This is a genomic window from Variovorax sp. 20P10.2.4, from assembly GCF_058244205.1.
Genome location: NZ_JBZAYE010000076.1, coordinates 1 through 19335, shown reverse-complemented (window position 1 = coordinate 19335; position 19335 = coordinate 1). Strand labels below are relative to the sequence as shown.

Below are 19335 nucleotides of genomic sequence, written 5' to 3'. Positions count from 1 at the left end.
GAGCCGCGGGCTGCATGCCCATGATGTAGGTCGCGATCGCGCGCACGTCCGACTCGGGCACGTCGGCCAGGTGCTGCGTCACCGGCAGCATCGGCCCCGCGGCCGCGCCGTGTTCGCTCGCGAGGCCGGTGCGCAGGTAGGACACGAGCTGTTCCTTCGTCCACGGCTTGGGCGCGCTGGCCAGCGCATTCAGCGGCGGCGCTTCCCAGCCATCGATGAGGTTGCCCGCGAAGGGCTGGCTGCCCTTCTCGGCGCCGAGCAGGTTCATCGGCGTGTGGCAGGCCGCGCAGTGCGCCGCGCCTTCCACCAGATAGCGGCCACGCAGCCATTCGTCGGACTGCGCGGTGCCGGGCGCGGGCAGCGGGCCCTTCTGCAGGAACAGCAGGTTCCAGCCCGCGACCAGCGGCCTAAAGCCGAGCGGGAACGTGAGCTGGTTGGCCCTGGCCGGCGCATGCACCGGCGTGCGCGCCATCAGGTAGGCATAGAGCGCGCCAATGTCGTCGTCGGACATGCGCGTGAAGTGCGGATAGGGAAAGGCCGGGTACAGCAGGTGCCCGTCGCGCGACACGCCGGCGCGCATGGCGCGGGTGAAGGCCTCGAGCGACCAGGTGCCGATGCCGGTCTCGGCGTCGGGCGTGATGTTGGTGCTGTGGATCGTGCCGAAGGGCGTGTTGAGCGGCAGGCCACCCGCGAAGGGTTTGCCGTTGGCGGCCGTGTGGCACACCATGCAGTCGCCCGTGCTGGCCACGTGCGAGCCTCGCACCAAGAGCGCCTGGTCACCGCCGGGCGGCGGTGGCGCGGGCAAGGCCGCGATGGCCGGCTCCCACGCATAGGCAAAGGCCGCGCCAACGGCAGCAGCCGCGACGACCAGCAGCGTCGCGATCTTGTTTCTCGTGTTCATTCGTCCATCCTGCCCCGCCGGGTTTGCGTACGGCGCATCGCTTCATCGTGGGCGGCGCGGATGCTACGCGGCAAGAATTAGATGGAAGTTCGACTGCGGAGATACCCGAGTCGAATGCTGGTCGGCGCGGAGGCGTGCGGGGCGCCAATGCGCGGGAGGCTGTAGGCCGACCGTTTCGGCGACTCGTGGCCGATGAATCCCGTCACCATGCAGAATCCGGTCCACAGCCGATGCCATGGCTTCATGGCATCGATCCAGACCGCAGCGAACTCTCCTCAGCACCCATGCCGAACTATTCGTTGAACGAAGTCAAGGTCTTTCAACCCGCCGGTATCGGGTGCAGGTTCTACCTGGTCGATGCAACCCAGGCCGCTCGCCGCACGATCCTGGTCGCTGCTTTCCATGGCGAGTATCCGGACGGATCGATGGGAAACGCGCACGGTGCGTACATCGCCACGAAGGCGCTGCATGGCGTCCATTCATTCCATGCCGACTGCCTCATCCTCGACTTTCGGGACCTCACCTATCGCTGGGGAAACACGCTGCTGCAGGTCTTCCAGGACGTCTCGCAGTTCAAGGATTCGGACGCCGAGCCCGACGAGCCGGCGTATCCCATCGTCGCCGTGACCTCCGACAAGTGCACCGCGGCTTTCCTGTCTCTGGTCACGCCAACCGGCAGGCCTGCTCCCGAGTGGCACTTCCAGGATCTGGATCGAGCGATCGACTACGGCATCAAGAAGGTCGACGAGTGGTTTGCCTATGGCTGAGGCAGTGCCCGTGACAGCATCGGTTCACCTGCGTTTTCAGACGATGTCAGCTTCAAAAAACCTGCAGCAATGAAGTTGGTTCTTGGCACATCCCCCGCACTCAGAATCTCCTTGGACCCCGTTCGTACCGAGGATCAGGTTCCATCCGTTGCATTCGATCTTCTTGTCGAAGTTGCAATGCCGTTTCAGGGCGCGCGCATCACTTCGAACGAGCGTTGGTTCTCACACGAGGCTCTGAACGCATTCGAAGCCCAGCTGTCGAGTTTGCGCGATATGGAACTCGGGTCAGCGACCCTGCAAGACATGAGCGAAAGACCCGTTGTGGACATCGCTCGCGAAGGCAACGAGATCACCATGGCAGTTCGCATCGCAGACACCACCCAGTCAGTCACCACCGTTGTGGAAGTTCGAGGCTACGCCCCTGAGGTGGCAACGCTGTACGAGCAACTTGCCTCCTTCCCAAAATGGTGGTGAGGCTAGTGCCACCATCAAGCCTTACCGGCGCGCCCAATCCTCTTCTTCGCCACCGCCTCCACGGCTTCCACCTCCGGCGCCTCCCGCGCCGACTTCATGTGCCCGCTCTCCCCGATCGTCATCCCCACGATCTTCGCCAGTTGCCGGCTCACGCTGATGTACGCATGCCCGAGCCGGCTGTCGAAGTAGAGCGAATCCCCGCGACCCAGCCGCACCACCTCGCCGTTGTCGAAGTGCACCTCGATCTCGCCCGAGAGCACATAGGCGAACTCCTCGCCCGAGTGACGCACGAAGTCCTCGGGGCCGTGGATGCGCCGCGCGTGCACCACGCCGACGATGGGGCTCATCTGCTTGCCGGCGGCGGTGGTGCCGAGGAACTCGTAGGCGATCGATAGGCCGCGGTACACCACGCCCTTGCCGGCGCGCGTGACGACGGGGCCGTCGAACTGGGCGGGCTTGACGCCGGCGCCCGCGAACATGGCATTCATGTCCATGTCGAGCGCGCGGCCCAAGGCGGTGAAGTTCTCGTAGCCCAGCGCGAGCTGGCCGCGCTCGGCGCGCGAGATGGTGGTGATCGACACGCCCGAACGCTCGGCCAGTTGCGCCAGCGTCCAGCCGAAACGCTTGCGCGCGGTGCGCAGGCGATAGCCGAAAGTGGTGCGGTCCAGCGTGGGCGCGGCCTCCTTCGGCTTCGCCGCCTGCTTGGTCCCTGTATGTGGATTCACGCTTGGCTCTCTCTTGTGATGCGCAGGATTCTGCCAGTCCATCCGCCGCCGCTCCACCGCTGGGCCGCCATGGCCGGGCCCGGAATTTGCGTATGCGCAAATTGCAAGTACGCAAATTTCACCGCCATGGTGCAACGAACGTCCTGAGTCCTTCGCCGCGTCCTCACTCTGCACGAGACGATGCCAAAGGAACTCAGGGCTTTCGATAATTTGCGTATACGCAAATTTGTTCCTACACTGCGCCGCGATGACAACGACCGAACACACCACCGCCACCGCCGACTTCCTCGTGATCGGCGGCGGCATCGCCGGCGCCTCGGTGGCGCACTGGCTCGCGCCGCATGCCCGCGTGATCCTGCTCGAACGCGAGAACCAGCCCGGCTACCACTCCACGGGCCGCTCGGCGGCGCTGTTCATGGAGAGCTACGGCACGCCGCAGGTGCGCGCGCTCACGATGGCCAGCCGCGCTTTTCTCGAGAACCCGCCGCCGGGCTTCGCCGAGCATCCGCTGCTGACGCCTCGCGGCGCGATGATGATCGCGGGCCCGGGTCAGGAAGCGCAGCTCGAAGAACACTGGCAAGTGCTGCAGGGCATGCCCGGCGATCCGCGCCGGCTCGGTGCCGACGAAGCATGCGCGATGGTGTCGGCGCTGCGGCCCGAGCAGGTGATCGGCGCGGTCTACGAACCCGATGCGGCCGACATGGACGTGCATGCGATCCACCAGGGCTACCTGCGCGGCATGCGGCGCGCGGGCGGGCAGCTGGTGTGCGATGCGGGCGTGACGGCCATCGAGCGCGTGGGCGACATCTGGCGCGTGCAGGCCGGCGGGCGCAGCTACGAGGCACCGGTGCTGCTCAATGCGGCGGGCGCCTGGGTCGACACGGTGGCTCGACTGGCGGGCGTGCCGCCCATCGGCATCGAGCCGCGCCGGCGCTCGGCCTTCATCTTCGCGCCGCCCGAGGGCGAGGCCGCGACGGCCGCGCGCTGGCCCATGGTGTTCGGCGCCGACGAGGACTGGTACATCAAACCCGACGCCGGCATGCTGCTCGGTTCGCCGGCCAATGCCGACCCGGTGGAGCCGCAGGACATCCAGCCCGAGGAGCTCGACATCGCGATCGCGATCGACCGCATCGAGCAGGTGACCACGCTCTCGATCCGCCGCCCCACGCGCACCTGGGCCGGCCTGCGTTCCTTCGTGGCCGACGGCGACCTGGTCGGCGGCTTCGATCCCGAGGCGCCGGGCTTCTTCTGGGTCGCGGCGCAGGGTGGCTACGGCATCCAGACCTCGGCCGCGATGGGCGAGGCCTGCGCGGCGCTGGCACGCGGGCTGCCGCTGCCCGAGCGCATCGCGGGCTTCGGGCTCACGGCCGAGATGCTCGGGCCGCAGCGGCTGCGCAGCAAGGTCGCGGCCTGAGGCGCGGCGCCCCTTTTCCTTCCTTCTTCCCTCCACCCCGAGAACAAGAGAAACCCCATGCGTGTCTTCAGTGCCTCCCTCGCCACCGAAACCAACACCTTCGCGCCCATGCCCACGGGCCTGGCCTCGTTCAAGGACCGCGGCTACTTCCCCGCCGGCCAGCACCCCGAAGCGATGACGCTGTTCTCGGGCCCGCTGTGGGCCGCGCGCATCCGCGGCAAGGAGCGCGGCTGGACGCTGTTCGAAGGCATGGTGGCCGGCGCGCAGCCCAGCGGCACGACCACGCGCCACGCCTACGAGACGCTGCGCGACGAGCTGCTGGCCGACCTGCGCGCGGTGCTGCCGGTCGACATGGTGCTGCTGGGCCTGCACGGCGCGATGGTGGCCGACGGCTACGACGACTGCGAAGGCGACCTGCTGAAGCGGGTGCGCGAGATCGTGGGCCCGAAGGTGGTGATCGGCGCCGAGCTCGATCCGCACAACCACCTCACGCCCGAGATGGTGGCCAATGCCGACCTGATGATCTCGTTCAAGGAGTACCCGCACACCGACGTGCTCGAGCGCGGCATGGAGCTGGTCGACATCTGCGCGGCGCAGGTCGAGGGCAAGGTGAAGCCGGTGGCCGCGATGGTCGACTGCGACATGATCGTGACGGTCCACACCTCGCGCCAGCCGGCGCGCGGTTTCGTCGAGCGCATGCAGTCGCTCGAGGGCAGGGACGGCGTGCTCTCGGTCTCGCTCACGCACGGCTTCTCGTGGGGCGACGTGCCCGAGATGGGCACCAAGCTGCTGGTCTACACCGATGGCGACGCGGCCAAGGCGCAGGCCCTGGCGCGCCAGCTGGCCGACGAGGTGATCGCGATGCGCGACGCGCTCACGGTCCCCTACCCCGGCATCGACGCCTCGCTCGACGCGGCGCTGGCCTTCGACGGCGGCCCGGTGGTGCTGGCCGATGGCGCGGACAACCCCGGCGGCGGCGCGGCCAGCGATTCGACCTTCATCCTGCGGCGCATGGTCGAGCGCGGCATCACCAACGCGGCGCTGGGCCCGATGTGGGACCCGATCGCGGTGCGCATCGCCTTCGACGCGGGCGTGGGCGCCAAGCTCACGATGCGCATCGGCGGCAAGATCAGCCCGCTCTCGGGCGACCCGATCGACCTCGAGTGCACGGTGAAGGCGCTGCAGCGCGACCTGGTGATGACCGGCCTGGCGGGCACGCCGGTGCTGATGGGCGACAGCGCGCTGGTGGAAGCCAACGGCATCGAGATCGTGCTGATCACGCTGCGCAACCAGGCGATGGGCACCGACCTCTTCACGCAACTGGGCTGCGATCTCGCGGCCAAGAAGATCGTGGTGGTGAAGTCCTCGCAGCACTTCTATGCCTCGTACTCGAAGGTCGCCAAGCACGTGATCTACGCGGGTGCGCCGGGCGCGGTCACGCTCGACCTCAGCACCCTGCCCTACCGCAAGGCGCGGCTGCCCAAGTGGCCGATCGGCGCCACGGCCTGACGCCTCGTTTTTTCTTTCTCCCTCGTTTCCTTCCCTTTTCCTCAGCCCACGGAGTTCCGCGATGACTTCACCACGCCGCCTTCTCGCCGCCTGTCTCGGCGGACTCGCCCTCGCCACGGCGAGCCTGCACGCGCCGGCCCAGCAGCAGCCCAAGACGCTGCGCGTGGTCGCGCATGCCGACCTGAAGATCCTCGACCCGACCTTCACCACGGCCTACATCTCGCGCAACTTCGGCTACATGGTCTACGACACGCTGTTCGCGCAGGACGCGAACGGCAAGCCGCAGCCGCAGATGGTCGAGAAGTACAGCACCTCGAAGGACGGCAAGCAGTGGAGCTTCACGCTGCGCCCGGGCCTGAAGTTCTCGGACGGCAGCGCCGTGACCTCGGCCGACGCGATCGCCTCGCTGCAGCGCTGGGCCGCGCGCGACAGCCTGGGCCGCGCGATGGTGGCCAGCGGCGCGGAATGGAAGGCGGTCGACGCCCACAGCTTCACGCTCACGCTGACCGAGCCCTTCGGCATGGTGCTCGACGGGCTGGCCAAGCCCTCGGGCTTTCCGCCGGTGATCCTGCCCGAGCGCATCGCGAAGATGCCGGCCACCGCGCCGCTGACCGAGGTCGTGGGCTCGGGCCCGTTCGTGTTCAAGCGCGACGAATGGGTGCCGGGCAACAAGGCGGTGTTCGTGCGCAACACCAACTACGTGGCGCGCAGCGAGCCGCCGAGCGGCCTCTCGGGCAGCAAGAAGACCAGCTTCGACCGCGTGGAGTGGCTCTACCTGCCCGACGCCAACAGCGCGGTCGCGGCGCTCAAGCGCGGCGAGGTCGACCTGGTCGAGCAGCTGCCGCCCGACTACATCGCGCCGCTGCGCACCGACAGCAACGTCAAGATCGGCTCGGGCGGCGCCTACCAGGCCTTCCTGGTGATGAACCAGCTGCACGCGCCGTTCAACGACCCGAAGGTGCGCCAGGCGCTGCTGCAGGCCGTGAGCCAGGAGCGCTTCGTCGCGGCCATGGGTTATCCGCTCGACATGCGCATGAGCTACTGCGCCACCTACTTCATCTGCGGCAGCCCGAACGAGACCGCGGCCGGCGCCGAGCCCTTCCGCAAGGCCGACGTGGCCAAGGCCAAGAAGATGCTGGCCGACGCCGGCTACAAGGGCGAGAAGGTGGTGCTGCTGGTGCCCAGCGACGTGCCCTACCTCAACGCCGAGGCGCTGATGGCCGCGCAGACCATGCGCAGCATCGGCCTGAACGTCGACGCGCAGACCATGGACTGGGCCTCGATCGGCGCGCGCCGCGCCAAGCGCGATGCGCCCGAGGCCGGCGGCTGGAACATGTACGTGACGGTGGCCGGCGAGTTCGACGCCAACTCGCCGATCGCCAACGCCTACCTGAGCGCGGCCTGCGGCAACAGCCTGCCGGGCTGGCCCTGCGACAAGAAGCTCGACGAGCTGCGCACGGCCTGGCTCAAGGAGACGGTGCCGGCCAAGCGCAAGGAACTGCTCGACGCCTTCCAGTCGCGCGCCTACGAGGCCGTGCCCTACATCAACGCGGGCCAGTACTCGGCCGCGTTCGCCGCGCGCTCCAGCCTCAAGGGCGTGGACAAGCTCTGGGCCGGCATGCCGACGGTCTGGATGCTCGACAAGTAAGCCCTTCTCCCCAGCCACGAGAACCTCGAAGCCATGGGCTACATCCTCCGTCGGTTCCTCTCGACGCTCCCGGTCATGGCGGTGGTCGCCGTGGTGGTGTTCCTGCTGATCCACCTCTCGCCCGGCGATCCGGCCGCGCTGATCGCGGGCGACCTCGCCACCGGCGAGGACATCGAGAAGCTGCGCGCCGCGCTCGGCCTCAACCTGCCGCTGTGGCAGCAGTTCGCGCTGTGGCTCGGCCGGCTCGCCACCGGCGACCTCGGCACCTCGATCTTCACGCAGGTGCCGGTGTCGCAGCTGCTCGGGCAGCGGCTCGAGCCCACGGTGTCGATCGCGGTGCTCACCATGGCGATCACGCTGGTGGTGGCGGTGCCGCTGGGCACGCTCGCGGCCTACCGCGCCGGCACCTGGATCGACCGGCTGGTCATGCTGTTCGCGGTGCTGGCCTTCTCGGTGCCGGTGTTCCTGGTCGGCTACCTGCTGATCTACGCCTTCGCGATCCAGCTGCCGTGGTTCCCGGTGCAGGGCTACGTGCGCTTCGGCCAGAGCCCGGCGGACTGGCTGCTCGGGCTGGTGCTGCCCTGCGTGAACCTGGCGCTGGTCTACATCGCGCTGGTGACGCGCATGACGCGCGCCACCGTGCTCGAGGTGCTGCACGAGGACTACATCCGCACCGCGCGCGCCAAGGGCCTGGGCGTGCTGCCGGTGCTGGGCCATGCGCTGCGCAACGCGGCCATTCCGATCGCCACCACGGTGGGCGTGGGCATCGCGCTGCTGATCGGCGGCGTGGTGGTCACCGAGACGGTGTTCGCGATCCCCGGCGTGGGCCGGCTGGTCATCGATTCGGTGCAGCGCCACGACTATCCCGTGATCCAGAGCGTGCTGCTGCTGTCGGCCGGCGTGTACGTGCTGATCAACCTGCTGATCGACCTGAGCTACCGCTTCTTCGATCCGCGCATCCAGTACTGAACCGCGCCATGTCCACCGTACTCCCCATGAGCGACAGCGACACGCCCCTCACATCGGCAAGCACTTCGGCAAGCACACCGGCCAGCGCCGAAGCCGACATCGTGCCTTTCGTCCCGCCGCGCTTCCGCTGGCTGCGCAAGCACCCGACGCTGATCGTCGGCCTGCTGCTGCTGCTCGCGGTGGCGGCGCTGTCGATCGCCGCGCCCTGGATCGCCACCCACGACCCGCAGGACATCGACCCGCTGGCGCGCATGCAGCCGCCCTCGGCCGAGCACTGGTTCGGCACCGACGCGCTGGGCCGCGACGTGTTCAGCCGCGCGGTGTGGGGCGGCCAGGTGTCGATGATCGTCGGCGCCTCGGTCGCCGTGCTGGCCACCGTCTTCGGCATCGTGCTGGGGCTGTTGGCGGGCTTCGTGCGCCGCATCGACGGCTTCGTGATGCGCGTGATGGACGGGCTGATGGCGATCCCGGGCATCCTGCTGGCGATCGCGCTGATGGCGGTCACGCGCGCCAGCCTCACGACCGTGATCGTGGCCATCACCGTTCCCGAGATACCGCGCGTGGTGCGGCTGGTGCGCTCGCTGGCGCTCACCTTGCGCGAGCAGCTGTTCGTGGAGGCCGCGCATGCGGTGGGCACGCGGCTGCCGACCATCCTGTGGCGCCACGTGCTGCCCAACATGGTGGCGCCGCTGATCGTGCAGTCGACCTTCGTCGCGGCGGCCGCGGTGCTGACCGAGGCGGCGCTGTCCTTCCTCGGCGTGGGCGTGCCCGCGCAGACGCCGAGCTGGGGCAACATGATGGCCGAGGGGCGCAACTTCGTCGCCGTGGCCTTCCACATCATCCTGTACCCGGGCCTCTTGCTCGCGGCCACGGTGCTCGCGATCAACCTCGTGGGCGACGGGCTGCGCGATGCGCTCGATCCGCGCCTGGCGCGCCAACTCTGAGGGACGACGCCCCATGACCACTCCCCTGTCCCGCGTCGCGCTCGCGACCGGCGAGCCGCTGCTCGAGGTCGACGAGCTGCGTACCCACTTCCACACGCTGGCCGGCGTGGTGCGCTCGGTCGACGGCGTGTCCTACACCGTGCGCGCCGGCCGCACGCTCGGCGTGGTCGGCGAATCGGGCTGCGGCAAGAGCGTGACCGCGCTGTCGATCCTGCGGCTGGTGCCCACGCCGCCGGGCCATCACGCGGGCGCGGTGCGGCTGCGCGGCACCGACCTGATGCGGCTGAGCGAGCGCGAGATGCGCCAGATCCGCGGCAACCGCATCTCGATGATCTTCCAGGAGCCGATGACCTCGCTGAACCCGGTGCTGACCGTGGGCCGGCAGATCGCGGAGACGGTGCAGCTGCACCAGAAGGCCAGCCGCGCCGAGGCACTGCAGCGCGCGGTCGAGATGCTGCGGCTGGTGCAGATCCCCGAGCCCGAGCGGCGCGTGAACGAGTACCCGCACCAGCTCTCGGGCGGCATGCGCCAGCGCGTGATGATCGCGCTGGCCCTGGCCTGCAACCCCGAGGTGCTGATCGCCGACGAGCCCACGACTGCGCTCGACGTGACGATCCAGGCGCAGATCCTCGACCTCATCAAGCGGCTGCAGAAGGAGCTGGGCATGGGCGTGGTGATGATCACGCACGACCTCGGCGTGGTGGCCGAGAGCTGCGACCGCGTGGTCGTGATGTACGCGGGCAAGAAGGTCGAGGAGGCCGAGGTGGTCGAGCTGTTCGACCGGCCGCTGCATCCCTACACGCGCGCGCTGATGGCCTCGATGCCCGCGATGAACACCGCGAGCACGCGGCTCACCGAGATCCCGGGGCTGGTGCCGGCCGCGCACGAGCTGGGCCGCGGCTGCGCCTTCGCGGCGCGCTGCGCCTCGGCGCGCGAACGCTGCCGGCACGAGACGCCGCGGCTCACGCGCCAGGGCGATGCGAACGACGCCGACGGCGGCCACGTGGTGGCCTGCTTCGCGGTGCAGGAAGGCTGGGCCACGGCTTCGGTCGAACAGGAGGTGGCCGCATGAGCACGACGACGACCGAGGGCGCGCCGCTGCTGCGCGTGCACGAGCTGCGCAAGCACTATGTTTCGCCCAAGCGCTGGCTGCGGCCGGCGCGCCCGCCGATCCAGGCGGTCGATGGCGTGTCGTTCTCGGTGGCCCGCGGCGAGACGCTCGCGCTGGTCGGCGAATCGGGCTGCGGCAAGACGACCACCGCGAAGTCGGTGCTGCGGCTGGTGGAGCCGAGCGCGGGCTCGGTGCAGCTCGACGGCGAGGAGCTGGTGGGGCTGCCGCCCTCGCAGATGCGCCAGAGACGGCGCGACCTGCAGATCATCTTCCAGGACCCCTACGCCTCGCTCAACCCGCGCCTGACCGCGGGCGAGATCGTGGCCGAGCCGCTGCGCAACTTCGGCGGCGCCGACGCGGCCGCGCGCGAGGAGCGCGTGCGCTGGCTGTTCTCGCGCGTGGGCCTGCGGCCCGAGGCGGCGAAGAAGTATCCGCACGAGTTCTCGGGCGGGCAGCGCCAGCGGCTGGGCATCGCGCGCGCCCTGGCACTGCAGCCCAAGCTGATCGTCTGCGACGAGCCCGTGTCGGCGCTCGACGTGTCGGTGCAGGCGCAGGTGGTCAACCTGCTGATGGACCTGCAGGCCGAGTTCGGCATCGCCTACCTGTTCGTCGCGCACGACCTCGCGGTGGTGCGCCACATCAGCCACCGCGTGGCCGTGATGTACCTGGGCCACATCGTCGAGATCGCGGACCGCGACACGCTGTTCTCGGCGCCGCGCCATCCGTACACCGAGATCCTGCTGTCGGCGGTGCCCGTACCCAACCCGCGCACGCCCGCCAAGCGCATGCTGCTGCAGGGCGATCCGCCGAGCCCCGCGAACCCGCCCTCGGGCTGCCGCTTCCACACCCGCTGCCCGATGGCACAGGCGGTGTGCAAGGAGCAGCAGCCCGTGCTCACGCCGCGCAAGGCCGAGGGCCACCTGGTGGCCTGCCATTTCCGCTGAACACGCACTCACAACAGACAAAGGAAAAAACGCGATGTCGAACCCCACCCACCACGACCTGCTGATCCGCGGCGGCACCGTGATCGACGGCACCAAGGCGCCGCGCTTCGAGGCCGACGTGGCCATCTCGGGCGGGCGCATCGCCGCCATCGGCCAGCTCGAGGGCCACACGGCCGACCAGGTGCTCGACGCCACGGGCCGCATCGTGGCGCCGGGCTTCATCGACTCGCACACGCACGACGACCAGGCGGTGCTGTCGCAGGCGCAAATGCCGTTCAAGGTGTCGCAGGGCGTGACCACGGTGATCGCGGGCAACTGCGGCATCAGCGCCGCGCCGCTGCGCGAGGACATGGACCTGCCGATGCCGCTGAGCCTGCTCGACTCGCCGGTCGAGGGCCGCTTCACCACCTTCGCCGCCTACCTCGACGCGCTGCGCGCCACGCCCTCCTCGGTCAACGTGGCGGCGATGGTGGGCCATTCGACGCTGCGCGCCGTGACCATGGCCGACCTCGACCGTCCCGCCACCGCGAGCGAGATCGCGGCCATGCAGGCGCTGGTCGAGGAAGCGATGCAGGCCGGTGCCATCGGCCTGTCGACCGGCACTTTCTACCCGCCCGCGGTGAAGGCCACCACCGAGGAGATCATCGAGGTGGGGCGCCCGCTCACGGCGCGCAAGGCGCTCTACGTGACCCACATGCGCGACGAGGCCGACCGCGTGATGGAGTCGCTCGAGGAGACCTTCGCCATCGGCCGCGCGCTCGACATCCCGGTGGTGGTGTCGCACCACAAGGTGCAGAACGTGCAGAACCACGGCAAGACCAAGGTCACGCTGCCCTTCATCCAGGAGGCGATGAAGCACCAGTGCATCGGCCTCGACTGCTATCCCTACACGGCCGGCTCGACCATGATCCGCACCGACCGCGGCATGATGGACGGCCGCGTGCTGATCGCATCGAGCGTGCCGCATCCCGAGTGCGCGGGCCGCGACCTGAAGGACATCGCGGCCGACTGGGGCGTGTCGGGCGAGGAAGCCGCCAGGCGGCTGCAGCCCGGCAGCGCGATCTATTTCATGATGGACGAGGACGACGTGCAGCGCATCCTCGCCTTCGACGAGACCATGATCGGCTCCGACGGCATTCCGCTCGGCGAGAAGCCGCATCCGCGGCTGTGGGGCACCTTCCCGCGCGTGCTGGGTCACTACAGCCGCGACGTCGGCCTGTTCCCGCTCGAGACCGCGGTGTGGAAGATGACCGGCCTCACCGCGCGCAACTTCGGCCTGCACGAGCGCGGCACGCTCAAGCCCGGGCACCACGCGGACGTGGTGGTGTTCGATGCGAAGACGGTGCGCGACACCGCGAACTACCAGGAGCCAACGCAGGCGGCCGAAGGCATCGAGGCGGTGATCGTGAATGGCGCGCTGACCTGGCGCGATGGGGCGCACAGCGGAGCGCGCAATGGGCAGGTGATCGTGCGGCAGACGAGCTGACGCCGGGGGCGGCCCTCAGCGCGCGTCGTGCGAATGGATCTGCAGTGCTTCGAGGAAGCGCGAGACCATGTTGTAGGCCGCGACCGTTGCCGTGAGTTCCACCAGCTGTTGCGGCTCGAACTGCGCCGACACCGCGGCGAAGATCGCATCGGGCACCTGCACGTGGAGCGTCATGGCGTCGGCATAGGCCAGCACCGCGCGCTCGCGCTCGCTGAACAGGTCGCTTTGCGCCCAGTCCTGCAGCGCATCGAGCTGCGGCTGCGACATGCCTTCCTTCAGCGCGATCGGCGCATGCTGGTCCGCTTCGTAGGGCGCGTGGTTGAGCTGCGCCACGCGCATGATGACCATCTCGCGGATCGCGCCGGACAGCGACGATTTCTGCCGGATCGCGGTCAGGTAGTTAAGCCAGCCTTCGGCCACGGGCGGGCTGTTGAGCAGCATGCGATAGAGATGCAACACTTCGCCGCGCTCGGCGACGATGCGGTCCGCGAGCGGCTTGACGGCGGGGTTCTGGCTGTCCGCGTAGGGAATCCGGGCCATGGGGGTGTTCCTTCCTTGTTTTGTTCGTGGATCGGGTTCAGCCGCTGGTGACGATCCCGCGCTTGACGAGGTCGTTCATCACTTCGGCGTCCTTCCTGACGCGCTCGGTGAACTGCTCGGGCGTGCCGTTCACGATGTCGTAGGCGTTCTCGCCGAAGCGCTTGGCCACCTGCGGGTCGTGCATCGCCTCGCGCACGGCCTTGAGGATCTTCTGGCGCACCTCGGGCGGCATGCCCGGCGGTGCGACGATGCCGATCCAGGTGGGGTATTCGAAGCCCGGGATCAGTTCGTTCATCGCGGGCACATCGGGCAGCATCGCCGAGCGCCCGGGCGAGCTCACGGCCAGTGCCCGGACCTTGCCGGCCTTGATCTGCGGCAGCATCACCGACAGGCCCGCGAACGCGTAGTCGATGTGGCCGCCGAGCATGTCGGTGAGCAGCGGACCCGCGCCCTTGTAGGGCACGTGCTCGGTGCGCAGCCCCTTGGCCAGCGACAGCTGCGCGCTGTTCACATGCCCGGCCGATGCGGTGCCGGCGGAGCCGTAGGAGCTCTTGGGGTTGGCCTTCAGGTAGGCCACCAGCTCGTCGAGGTTCTTCACCGGCAGGTCGTTGCGCGTGACCAGCACCTGCGGCGTGGTGACGAGCAGGCTCAGGTAGTCGAAGTCCTTGAAGGTATCGAAGGGCAGGTTCTTCACCGTGAGGTGGTTCACCGCCTGCGAATCGAGCGCGAGCATGAGGGTGTAGCCATCGGGCTTGGCGCGATGCAGGTCGCCCGCGCCCAGCGAGCCGCTGGCGCCGGGCTTGTTGTCGATCACCAGCGTCTGGCCCAGCTTCTCGCCCAGGGTGTTGCCGATGATGCGTGCCGTCTGGTCGACCGCGCCGCCCGGCGCGAACGGCACGATGAGTCGGATCGGCTGGCGCGGATAGCCCTGCGCATGGGCGGCCGGCATCAGCGCGGCGGCGGCCGTCGCAACTGCGCAGGCCAAGAGAAGTCGTCGCCCGGTCTCGAGCATGGTGTGTCTCCTTGTTTTTGGGGGAAGCAGTGGGTAGCGAGCGGGCCGTCAGCGCGTGGCCGCGACCAGGCCGCCGTCGACGACGATCTCGGTGCCGGTCACGTAGCGGCTCTCGTCCGCCACCAGGAACAGCACCGCGTGCGCCGTGTCCCAGCCGGTGCCCATGTGTTTCATGGGGACCTGGTTGTTGCGATGGTCGATGAAGCCCTGCGTGTCGCCCTTCGCGTACTTCGCCGCCAGGCCTTCGATGAGCGGCGTATGCATCAGCCCCGGCACCACGCAGTTGAGCCGGATGCCTTCGGGCGCATGGATGACCGCCGAGGTGTGCGTGAACTGCAGCAGCCCCGCCTTGGCCGCGGCATAGGCGACCTGCGGCTTGCCGATGTAGCGCAGGCCGGCCACGGACGCCACGCTGACGATGGCGCCGCCGCCCTGCTCGCGCATGTACGGGATGACGTGCTTGCAGCCGAGGAACGCGCTCTTGAGGTTGACCTGGATCTGCGCGTCCCACACCGCCTCGTCCATGTCGACGGGACCGCCGGGCTGCGAGACGCCGACGTTGTTGACCAGGATGTCGATGCGCCCGAAGCGCTGGATGCAGGCGGCCACCGCCTGCTCGACCTGCGCGGACTGGGTGGCGTCGCAGGCCTGGACCTCGGCCTCGCCGCCCTCGGCCACGACCAGGGCACGCGTGGCCTCGGCGTTGGCGAGCACGAGGTCGGTGCCGAACACCTTCGCGCCCTGCCGCGCGAGCAGCACCGCGGTGGCGCGCCCATTGCCCCAGCCATCGGCCACGGCGCCGCAGCCCATGACCAACGCCACTTTTTCCTTGAGATCCAGCACCTTGTCGTCTCCTTCGATTTGCCTGAGCGGCGATCGTAGGAAGATCTCATTTATCTTTGAAATTCTTTCTATCTATCGATTTATAGAATCAGGGAATGAATATCTCCCCGCGCCAGCTGCGCCTGTTCCTCGCGCTCAGCGAATCGCTGAACTTCAGCAAGACCGCGGAGCAGCTGTTCATGACGCAGCCCTCGCTGAGCAAGGCGATCCGCGATCTCGAGGAAACGCTGGGCCTCGTGCTGTTCGAGCGCACCACGCGCAGCGTGCATCTCACCGCGAGCGGCACGCGGCTGGCCAGCATGGCGCGCAGCGTGATCGGGGAATTCGACAGCGGCCTCGAGCGCATGCGCGCATCGGCCGAGCAGGAGGCGCAGCAGCTGTGCATCTCTTCGCTGCCGTCGCTGGCCAGCGTGATCCTTCCCGCCGCCTGCAGCGCGCTCGAGCGGCGCTTCGCGCAGCCGCGCATCGCCATCCACGACTGCTCCAACAGCGCGAGCATCCAGCGGCTGCTGAACTACCAGGTGGATTTCGCGCTGGCGTCCGTCATGCCCTCGCACCCGGACCTGCAGTACGAGGAGCTGCTGCGCGACCAGTTCGTGCTGCTGTCGTGCGGCGCCTGGCGCAAGCGCATCGCCGACGAAGTCATGCTGGAGGAGCTGCTGCGGCTGCCGGTCATCAGCATGACCGACGCCAGCACCGCGATGCGCTACATCAGCGCCGCCTTCCTGCAGCGTGGCGTGGAGTTCCGGCCGAAGATGCAGCTCGACCAGGTCGGCACGATCGCGGGTTTTCTCAAGGAGGGGCTGGGCGTTGCGGTGCTGCCCTATCTGGGAATGATGCCGATGGTGAGCCTGCGGGGGATGAAGATCTCGTCGATTGCCGACGGGCCGCTGCGCTCGGTGGGGATGGTCACGCGCAGGCAGGGCGGCACGTCAGCGATCGCGCGGGCGGCGATGGACGAGATCCGCAAGGTGGTGGGCGCGTTGATGAAGAAGCACCAGGGCTGGCTGCATCCCGCATCGGCCTAGCGCGCGGGGCCGAAAAAAAGCGCCCTCAGTCGGGCGCGTTCATCACGCGGTCGAACTCCTCGTCGGCCGGCACGTTGTCGGCATCGAGCTCGCTGGCATCGGTGAGGTCGATGCCGGTTTCCTCGGACAGGGAATCGGCGGCCTCCGCGTCGATGGCATCGAAGTCGTCCTCGGGCAGGCCGTCGGCATCGAGGTCCTCGTCGACTTCCTCGGGGATCGGCGCGGGGCGCGCGCTGGTGACGGCGGCTCGGGTGGTCATGGTCTTTTCCTCACGGATGGCTGGGCGAAGCAGGCCCCTATGTTGCGCCGATTTCGCGTCATCCGGAAGACGGTGCGGGTGACGGGACGTATCGCCGCAACCGCACCTGTGCAAACGATCAGTTCTTGTTCGCCCCGGGCTTGGCCTCGCCTTCGTGCGCATGGTCGTGGTCGTGCCCTTCCTCGTGCGCATGCGCGGCGTGGTTGTGCCCGTGGTCGTGGCCATGCTCGCCGCTGTGCGCGAGCCGGCTCACGCCGGTGACCAGCACGATGCCCGCGATCAGCCAGGCGATCTGCCCGAGGGTCTGGCGCATCGGCAGGCGCTTCTGCAGTTGCGGGATCAGGTCGGCCAGCGCGACGTAGACGAAGCTGCTGCCGGCCAGCACGAGGAAGTACGGCAGCCAGCCATGCAGCTGGTCGACCAGCCACCAGCCGGCGATGCCGCCGAGCATGGTCATGGTGCCGGCCAGCGACACCTTCACGAGCGCGGCGCGCTGGTTGGCCGAGCTCTGGCGCAGCACCACGAGGTCGCCGATGTGGTGCGGCACCTCGTGCGCGAGCACGGCGAGGGCGGCGACCAGGCCCAGGCGCAGGTCGGCGATGAAGGCCGAGGCGATCAGGATGCCGTCGCCGAAGCAGTGCACGCTGTCGCCGGTGAGCACGGCCCAGCCGCCGGCGCGCGGGCCGTGGTCATGGCCGTGGTGCGCATGGCCATGGCCGTGCGCGTGGTCGTGGTGGCCGTGGTTGTCGTAGATCGGGCCGAGCTGCGCCGGCTGCCCGGCGGTGTCGCCGCCATGATGGTGCTCGTGCCCGTGGTGCCACAGTTCGGCCTTGTCGAGCAGGAAGAAGAACACCACGCCGAACAGCAGCACCGCGAACAGCAGCGCGGGCTCGATGCGGCTTTCGAAGGCCTCGGGCAACAGGTGCATGAAGGCGGTGGCGAGCAGCGCGCCCGCCGCCAGGCTCAGCAGGTGCTGCGGATTCACGCCGCCCGAGCCGCTGCGCACGCCCACGCGCAGCAGCAGCGCCGCGAGCCACACGCTGCCGATGCCGGCGACCAGGGTCGCCAAGATGATCACTATCAAGTTCATAGCTGCTTACGCATTAAGGACGCCCGATGCGCCCAGTTCCATTCATTAAAAGCAAAAAGGCCGCCCCTTGCGGGGACGGCCTTCGGCGGAAGCTGGCTCTGGGGTCGTCCTGGGCGCTGATCGCTCAGGCGACGCCGTTGGCTTTGAACCAGGCGGTGGCTCGCTGCCATCCGTCGTCGGCCGCGCTCTTGACGTAGCTGGGACGGTAGTCGGCATGGAACGCATGGCCTGCTTCGGGATACACGACGAAGCTCGACGCCTTGGCAGCCGGGGAGCCATTTGCCAGGGCCGATTTCATCTTATCAACGGTGTCAAGGGGGATGCCCTGGTCTTTTCCGCCGTACAGGCCGAGCACCGGCGCCTGCAGGCTGGCGGCGATGTCGACCGGGTGCTTCGGGTTCAGGTCGCTGGCCTGGCCGACCAGCCGGCCGTACCAGGCGACGCCGGCCTTGACCTTGCCGGTGGCGGCGTAGAGCCAGGTGATGCGGCCGCCCCAGCAGAAGCCGGTGATGCCGGCCTTGGAGGTGTCGCCGCCGTTGGCCGCGGCGTACTGCAGCGCGCCGTCGAGGTCGGCCAGCACCTGCGCGTCGGGCACCTTGCTCACGATGTCGGCCTGCAACTTGGGAATGTCGGTGTAGCCGCGCGGATCGCCCTGGCGCGCATAGAGCTCGGGCGCGATGGCGAGGTAGCCGAGCTTGGCGAAGCGGCGGCAGGTGTCGGCGATGTATTCGTGCACGCCGAAGATCTCCTGCACCACCAGGATCACCGGCAGGCCGGTCTTGTTGGCCGGCGCCGCGGCATAGGCCGGCACCTCGAAGCCGTTGACCGTGTACTTGATCGGGCCGGCCTTGAGGCCGTCGGCCGGGGTGCTGATGGCGGTCTGCGCCATCACCGGCATGACGGCGGCGGCATAGCCCACGCCGATGGCGGCCTTGAGCGCGGTGCGCCGCGTCGCGCCCTGCTCGGTGCTGTCGCCGGGGCGCAGCGAGTCGAAGTCGGATTGCAGGTCGGAACGGCGGTCGTCGAGTTGGGGCATGAGGAGGGCTCCAGGTGAGGGATCGTCGGACAAGGGGCAGATGCGAAAAAACGCACGCCGCAATGTAGGCGATAACGGCCCGTCCTCCCTGTTCGCGGGGTCGATGACCCCGCGCGGACGCCCTTTTGCCGCTCAGCGCGGTTCGTAGGCCCGGCGCGCCAGCGCCGCCGCCAGCACCTGCGCCGGATCGACCAGCCGCAGCCCCGCCACCGCGCTCGAGCCCGCGAGCCCCAGCGGCACCTCGGTGCAGCCCATGATGATCGTGACCGGACCGTGGCGCTCGGCCAGCCGCAGCGCGACCTCGGAGAAGCAGCGCTCGGCCAGCGCCATGTCGCCGGCCTTCACGCCCTCGAAGATGCCGCGCGCGATGGTGCGGCGCTCGTCCTCGCTGGGCACGTGGCAGCCCAGGCCAGCCTCGGCCAGCGCCTGCTCGTAGAGGCCGATGCGGTAGGTGCCCTCGGTGGCCATCAGCGCCACCTCGCCCGCGCCCTGCGCCGCCAGATGCTGCGCGGTCTCGCGCGCCATGTGCAGCAGCTCGACCTGCGGAAAGCGTTCCTGCAGCCGCGCATGCCAGGCATGGGCGGTGTTGCAGGCGATCGCCACCGTGCGGCTGCCGAGCGCCGCCAGCCGGCCCA

Annotated in this window: 20 protein-coding genes; 11 read left to right on the top strand and 9 right to left on the bottom strand. The window is 68.9% G+C overall.

Translation table 11 applies throughout. From position 1 onward, the window contains the following. Positions 1-901 (bottom strand): cytochrome c (locus AC27VN_RS10450; RefSeq protein WP_490876507.1); only part of this gene is annotated, 901 nt, incomplete at its 3' end. Between the two features lie 185 nt (positions 902-1086). On the opposite strand from AC27VN_RS10450, the gene AC27VN_RS10445 reads away from it, so the two are divergent. Beyond that, a complete protein-coding gene (locus AC27VN_RS10445; protein WP_490876506.1) occupies positions 1087-1668 on the top strand; it encodes a hypothetical protein in 582 nt (193 codons plus the stop codon). 69 nt (positions 1669-1737) lie between these two features. After that, positions 1738-2142, top strand: coding sequence for a hypothetical protein (locus AC27VN_RS10440; protein ID WP_490876505.1), 405 nt, complete (start codon positions 1738-1740; stop codon positions 2140-2142). A gap of 14 nt (positions 2143-2156) precedes the next feature. On the opposite strand, the gene AC27VN_RS10435 is transcribed toward AC27VN_RS10440, so the two are convergent. Continuing rightward, on the bottom strand, positions 2157-2867 hold the full coding sequence (locus AC27VN_RS10435; protein WP_208508816.1) for a helix-turn-helix domain-containing protein: 711 nt from the start codon (positions 2865-2867) through the stop codon (positions 2157-2159). A gap of 247 nt (positions 2868-3114) precedes the next feature. On the opposite strand from AC27VN_RS10435, the gene AC27VN_RS10430 reads away from it, so the two are divergent. The 8 genes from AC27VN_RS10430 to AC27VN_RS10395 all read left to right on the top strand — a co-directional run bounded on the left by AC27VN_RS10430 (position 3115) and on the right by AC27VN_RS10395 (position 12892). Then, on the top strand, positions 3115-4281 hold the full coding sequence (locus AC27VN_RS10430; RefSeq protein ID WP_490876504.1) for an NAD(P)/FAD-dependent oxidoreductase: 1167 nt from the start codon (positions 3115-3117) through the stop codon (positions 4279-4281). Between the two features lie 57 nt (positions 4282-4338). Further along, positions 4339-5790: a M81 family metallopeptidase gene (locus AC27VN_RS10425; RefSeq protein WP_490876503.1), complete on the top strand. Its 1452-nt coding sequence runs from the start codon at positions 4339-4341 to the stop codon at positions 5788-5790. A 61-nt stretch (positions 5791-5851) separates the two neighbouring features. Then, positions 5852-7438: an ABC transporter substrate-binding protein gene (locus tag AC27VN_RS10420; RefSeq protein WP_093349074.1), complete on the top strand. Its 1587-nt coding sequence runs from the start codon at positions 5852-5854 to the stop codon at positions 7436-7438. A gap of 33 nt (positions 7439-7471) precedes the next feature. After that, entirely contained in the window at positions 7472-8407 is a 936-nt protein-coding gene (locus tag AC27VN_RS10415) for an ABC transporter permease (protein WP_093349072.1), read from the top strand. Between the two features lie 26 nt (positions 8408-8433). Continuing rightward, positions 8434-9351 carry an ABC transporter permease gene (locus AC27VN_RS10410; protein ID WP_490876508.1) on the top strand — a complete coding sequence of 306 codons (918 nt, stop codon included), beginning with the start codon at positions 8434-8436 and terminating at the stop codon, positions 9349-9351. Between the two features lie 13 nt (positions 9352-9364). After that, entirely contained in the window at positions 9365-10423 is a 1059-nt protein-coding gene (locus tag AC27VN_RS10405; protein ID WP_490876502.1) for an ABC transporter ATP-binding protein, read from the top strand. Further along, the gene (locus AC27VN_RS10400) at positions 10420-11406 is read left to right on the top strand and encodes an ABC transporter ATP-binding protein (RefSeq protein WP_490876501.1); all 987 of its coding nucleotides are present in this window, start codon (positions 10420-10422) and stop codon (positions 11404-11406) included. Before AC27VN_RS10405 ends, AC27VN_RS10400 begins: the two co-directional genes overlap by 4 nt. Before the next feature lie 34 nt (positions 11407-11440). After that, positions 11441-12892 (top strand): N-acyl-D-amino-acid deacylase family protein, encoded by a 1452-nt coding sequence (locus tag AC27VN_RS10395; protein ID WP_490876500.1) that lies wholly within the window; start codon positions 11441-11443, stop codon positions 12890-12892. Between the two features lie 15 nt (positions 12893-12907). On the opposite strand, the gene AC27VN_RS10390 is transcribed toward AC27VN_RS10395, so the two are convergent. Genes AC27VN_RS10390 through AC27VN_RS10380 form a run of 3 tightly spaced genes read right to left on the bottom strand, consistent with a single transcriptional unit; the run spans position 12908 to position 15287 of the window. Then, the gene (locus tag AC27VN_RS10390; RefSeq protein ID WP_490876499.1) at positions 12908-13432 is read right to left on the bottom strand and encodes a carboxymuconolactone decarboxylase family protein; all 525 of its coding nucleotides are present in this window, start codon (positions 13430-13432) and stop codon (positions 12908-12910) included. Between the two features lie 37 nt (positions 13433-13469). Then, positions 13470-14444, bottom strand: a complete 975-nt coding sequence (locus tag AC27VN_RS10385) for a Bug family tripartite tricarboxylate transporter substrate binding protein (RefSeq protein ID WP_490876498.1) — start codon at positions 14442-14444, stop codon at positions 13470-13472. 48 nt (positions 14445-14492) lie between these two features. Next, entirely contained in the window at positions 14493-15287 is a 795-nt protein-coding gene (locus tag AC27VN_RS10380; RefSeq protein ID WP_490876497.1) for an SDR family NAD(P)-dependent oxidoreductase, read from the bottom strand. Between the two features lie 95 nt (positions 15288-15382). Between AC27VN_RS10380 and AC27VN_RS10375 the strand changes: the two genes are divergently transcribed. Next, the gene (locus AC27VN_RS10375; protein WP_490876496.1) at positions 15383-16315 is read left to right on the top strand and encodes a LysR family transcriptional regulator; all 933 of its coding nucleotides are present in this window, start codon (positions 15383-15385) and stop codon (positions 16313-16315) included. A 25-nt stretch (positions 16316-16340) separates the two neighbouring features. On the opposite strand, the gene AC27VN_RS10370 is transcribed toward AC27VN_RS10375, so the two are convergent. From AC27VN_RS10370 to AC27VN_RS10355, 4 genes are all read right to left on the bottom strand, one after another. Further along, on the bottom strand, positions 16341-16574 hold the full coding sequence (locus AC27VN_RS10370) for a hypothetical protein (protein ID WP_296781624.1): 234 nt from the start codon (positions 16572-16574) through the stop codon (positions 16341-16343). A 118-nt stretch (positions 16575-16692) separates the two neighbouring features. Continuing rightward, the gene (locus AC27VN_RS10365) at positions 16693-17664 is read right to left on the bottom strand and encodes a ZIP family metal transporter (protein WP_256222771.1); all 972 of its coding nucleotides are present in this window, start codon (positions 17662-17664) and stop codon (positions 16693-16695) included. Between the two features lie 124 nt (positions 17665-17788). Further along, entirely contained in the window at positions 17789-18700 is a 912-nt protein-coding gene (locus tag AC27VN_RS10360; RefSeq protein ID WP_093349043.1) for a dienelactone hydrolase family protein, read from the bottom strand. 132 nt (positions 18701-18832) lie between these two features. After that, positions 18833-19335, bottom strand: a 503-nt coding sequence (locus tag AC27VN_RS10355) for an aspartate/glutamate racemase family protein (RefSeq protein WP_490876495.1), incomplete at its 5' end; no start/stop codon positions are given.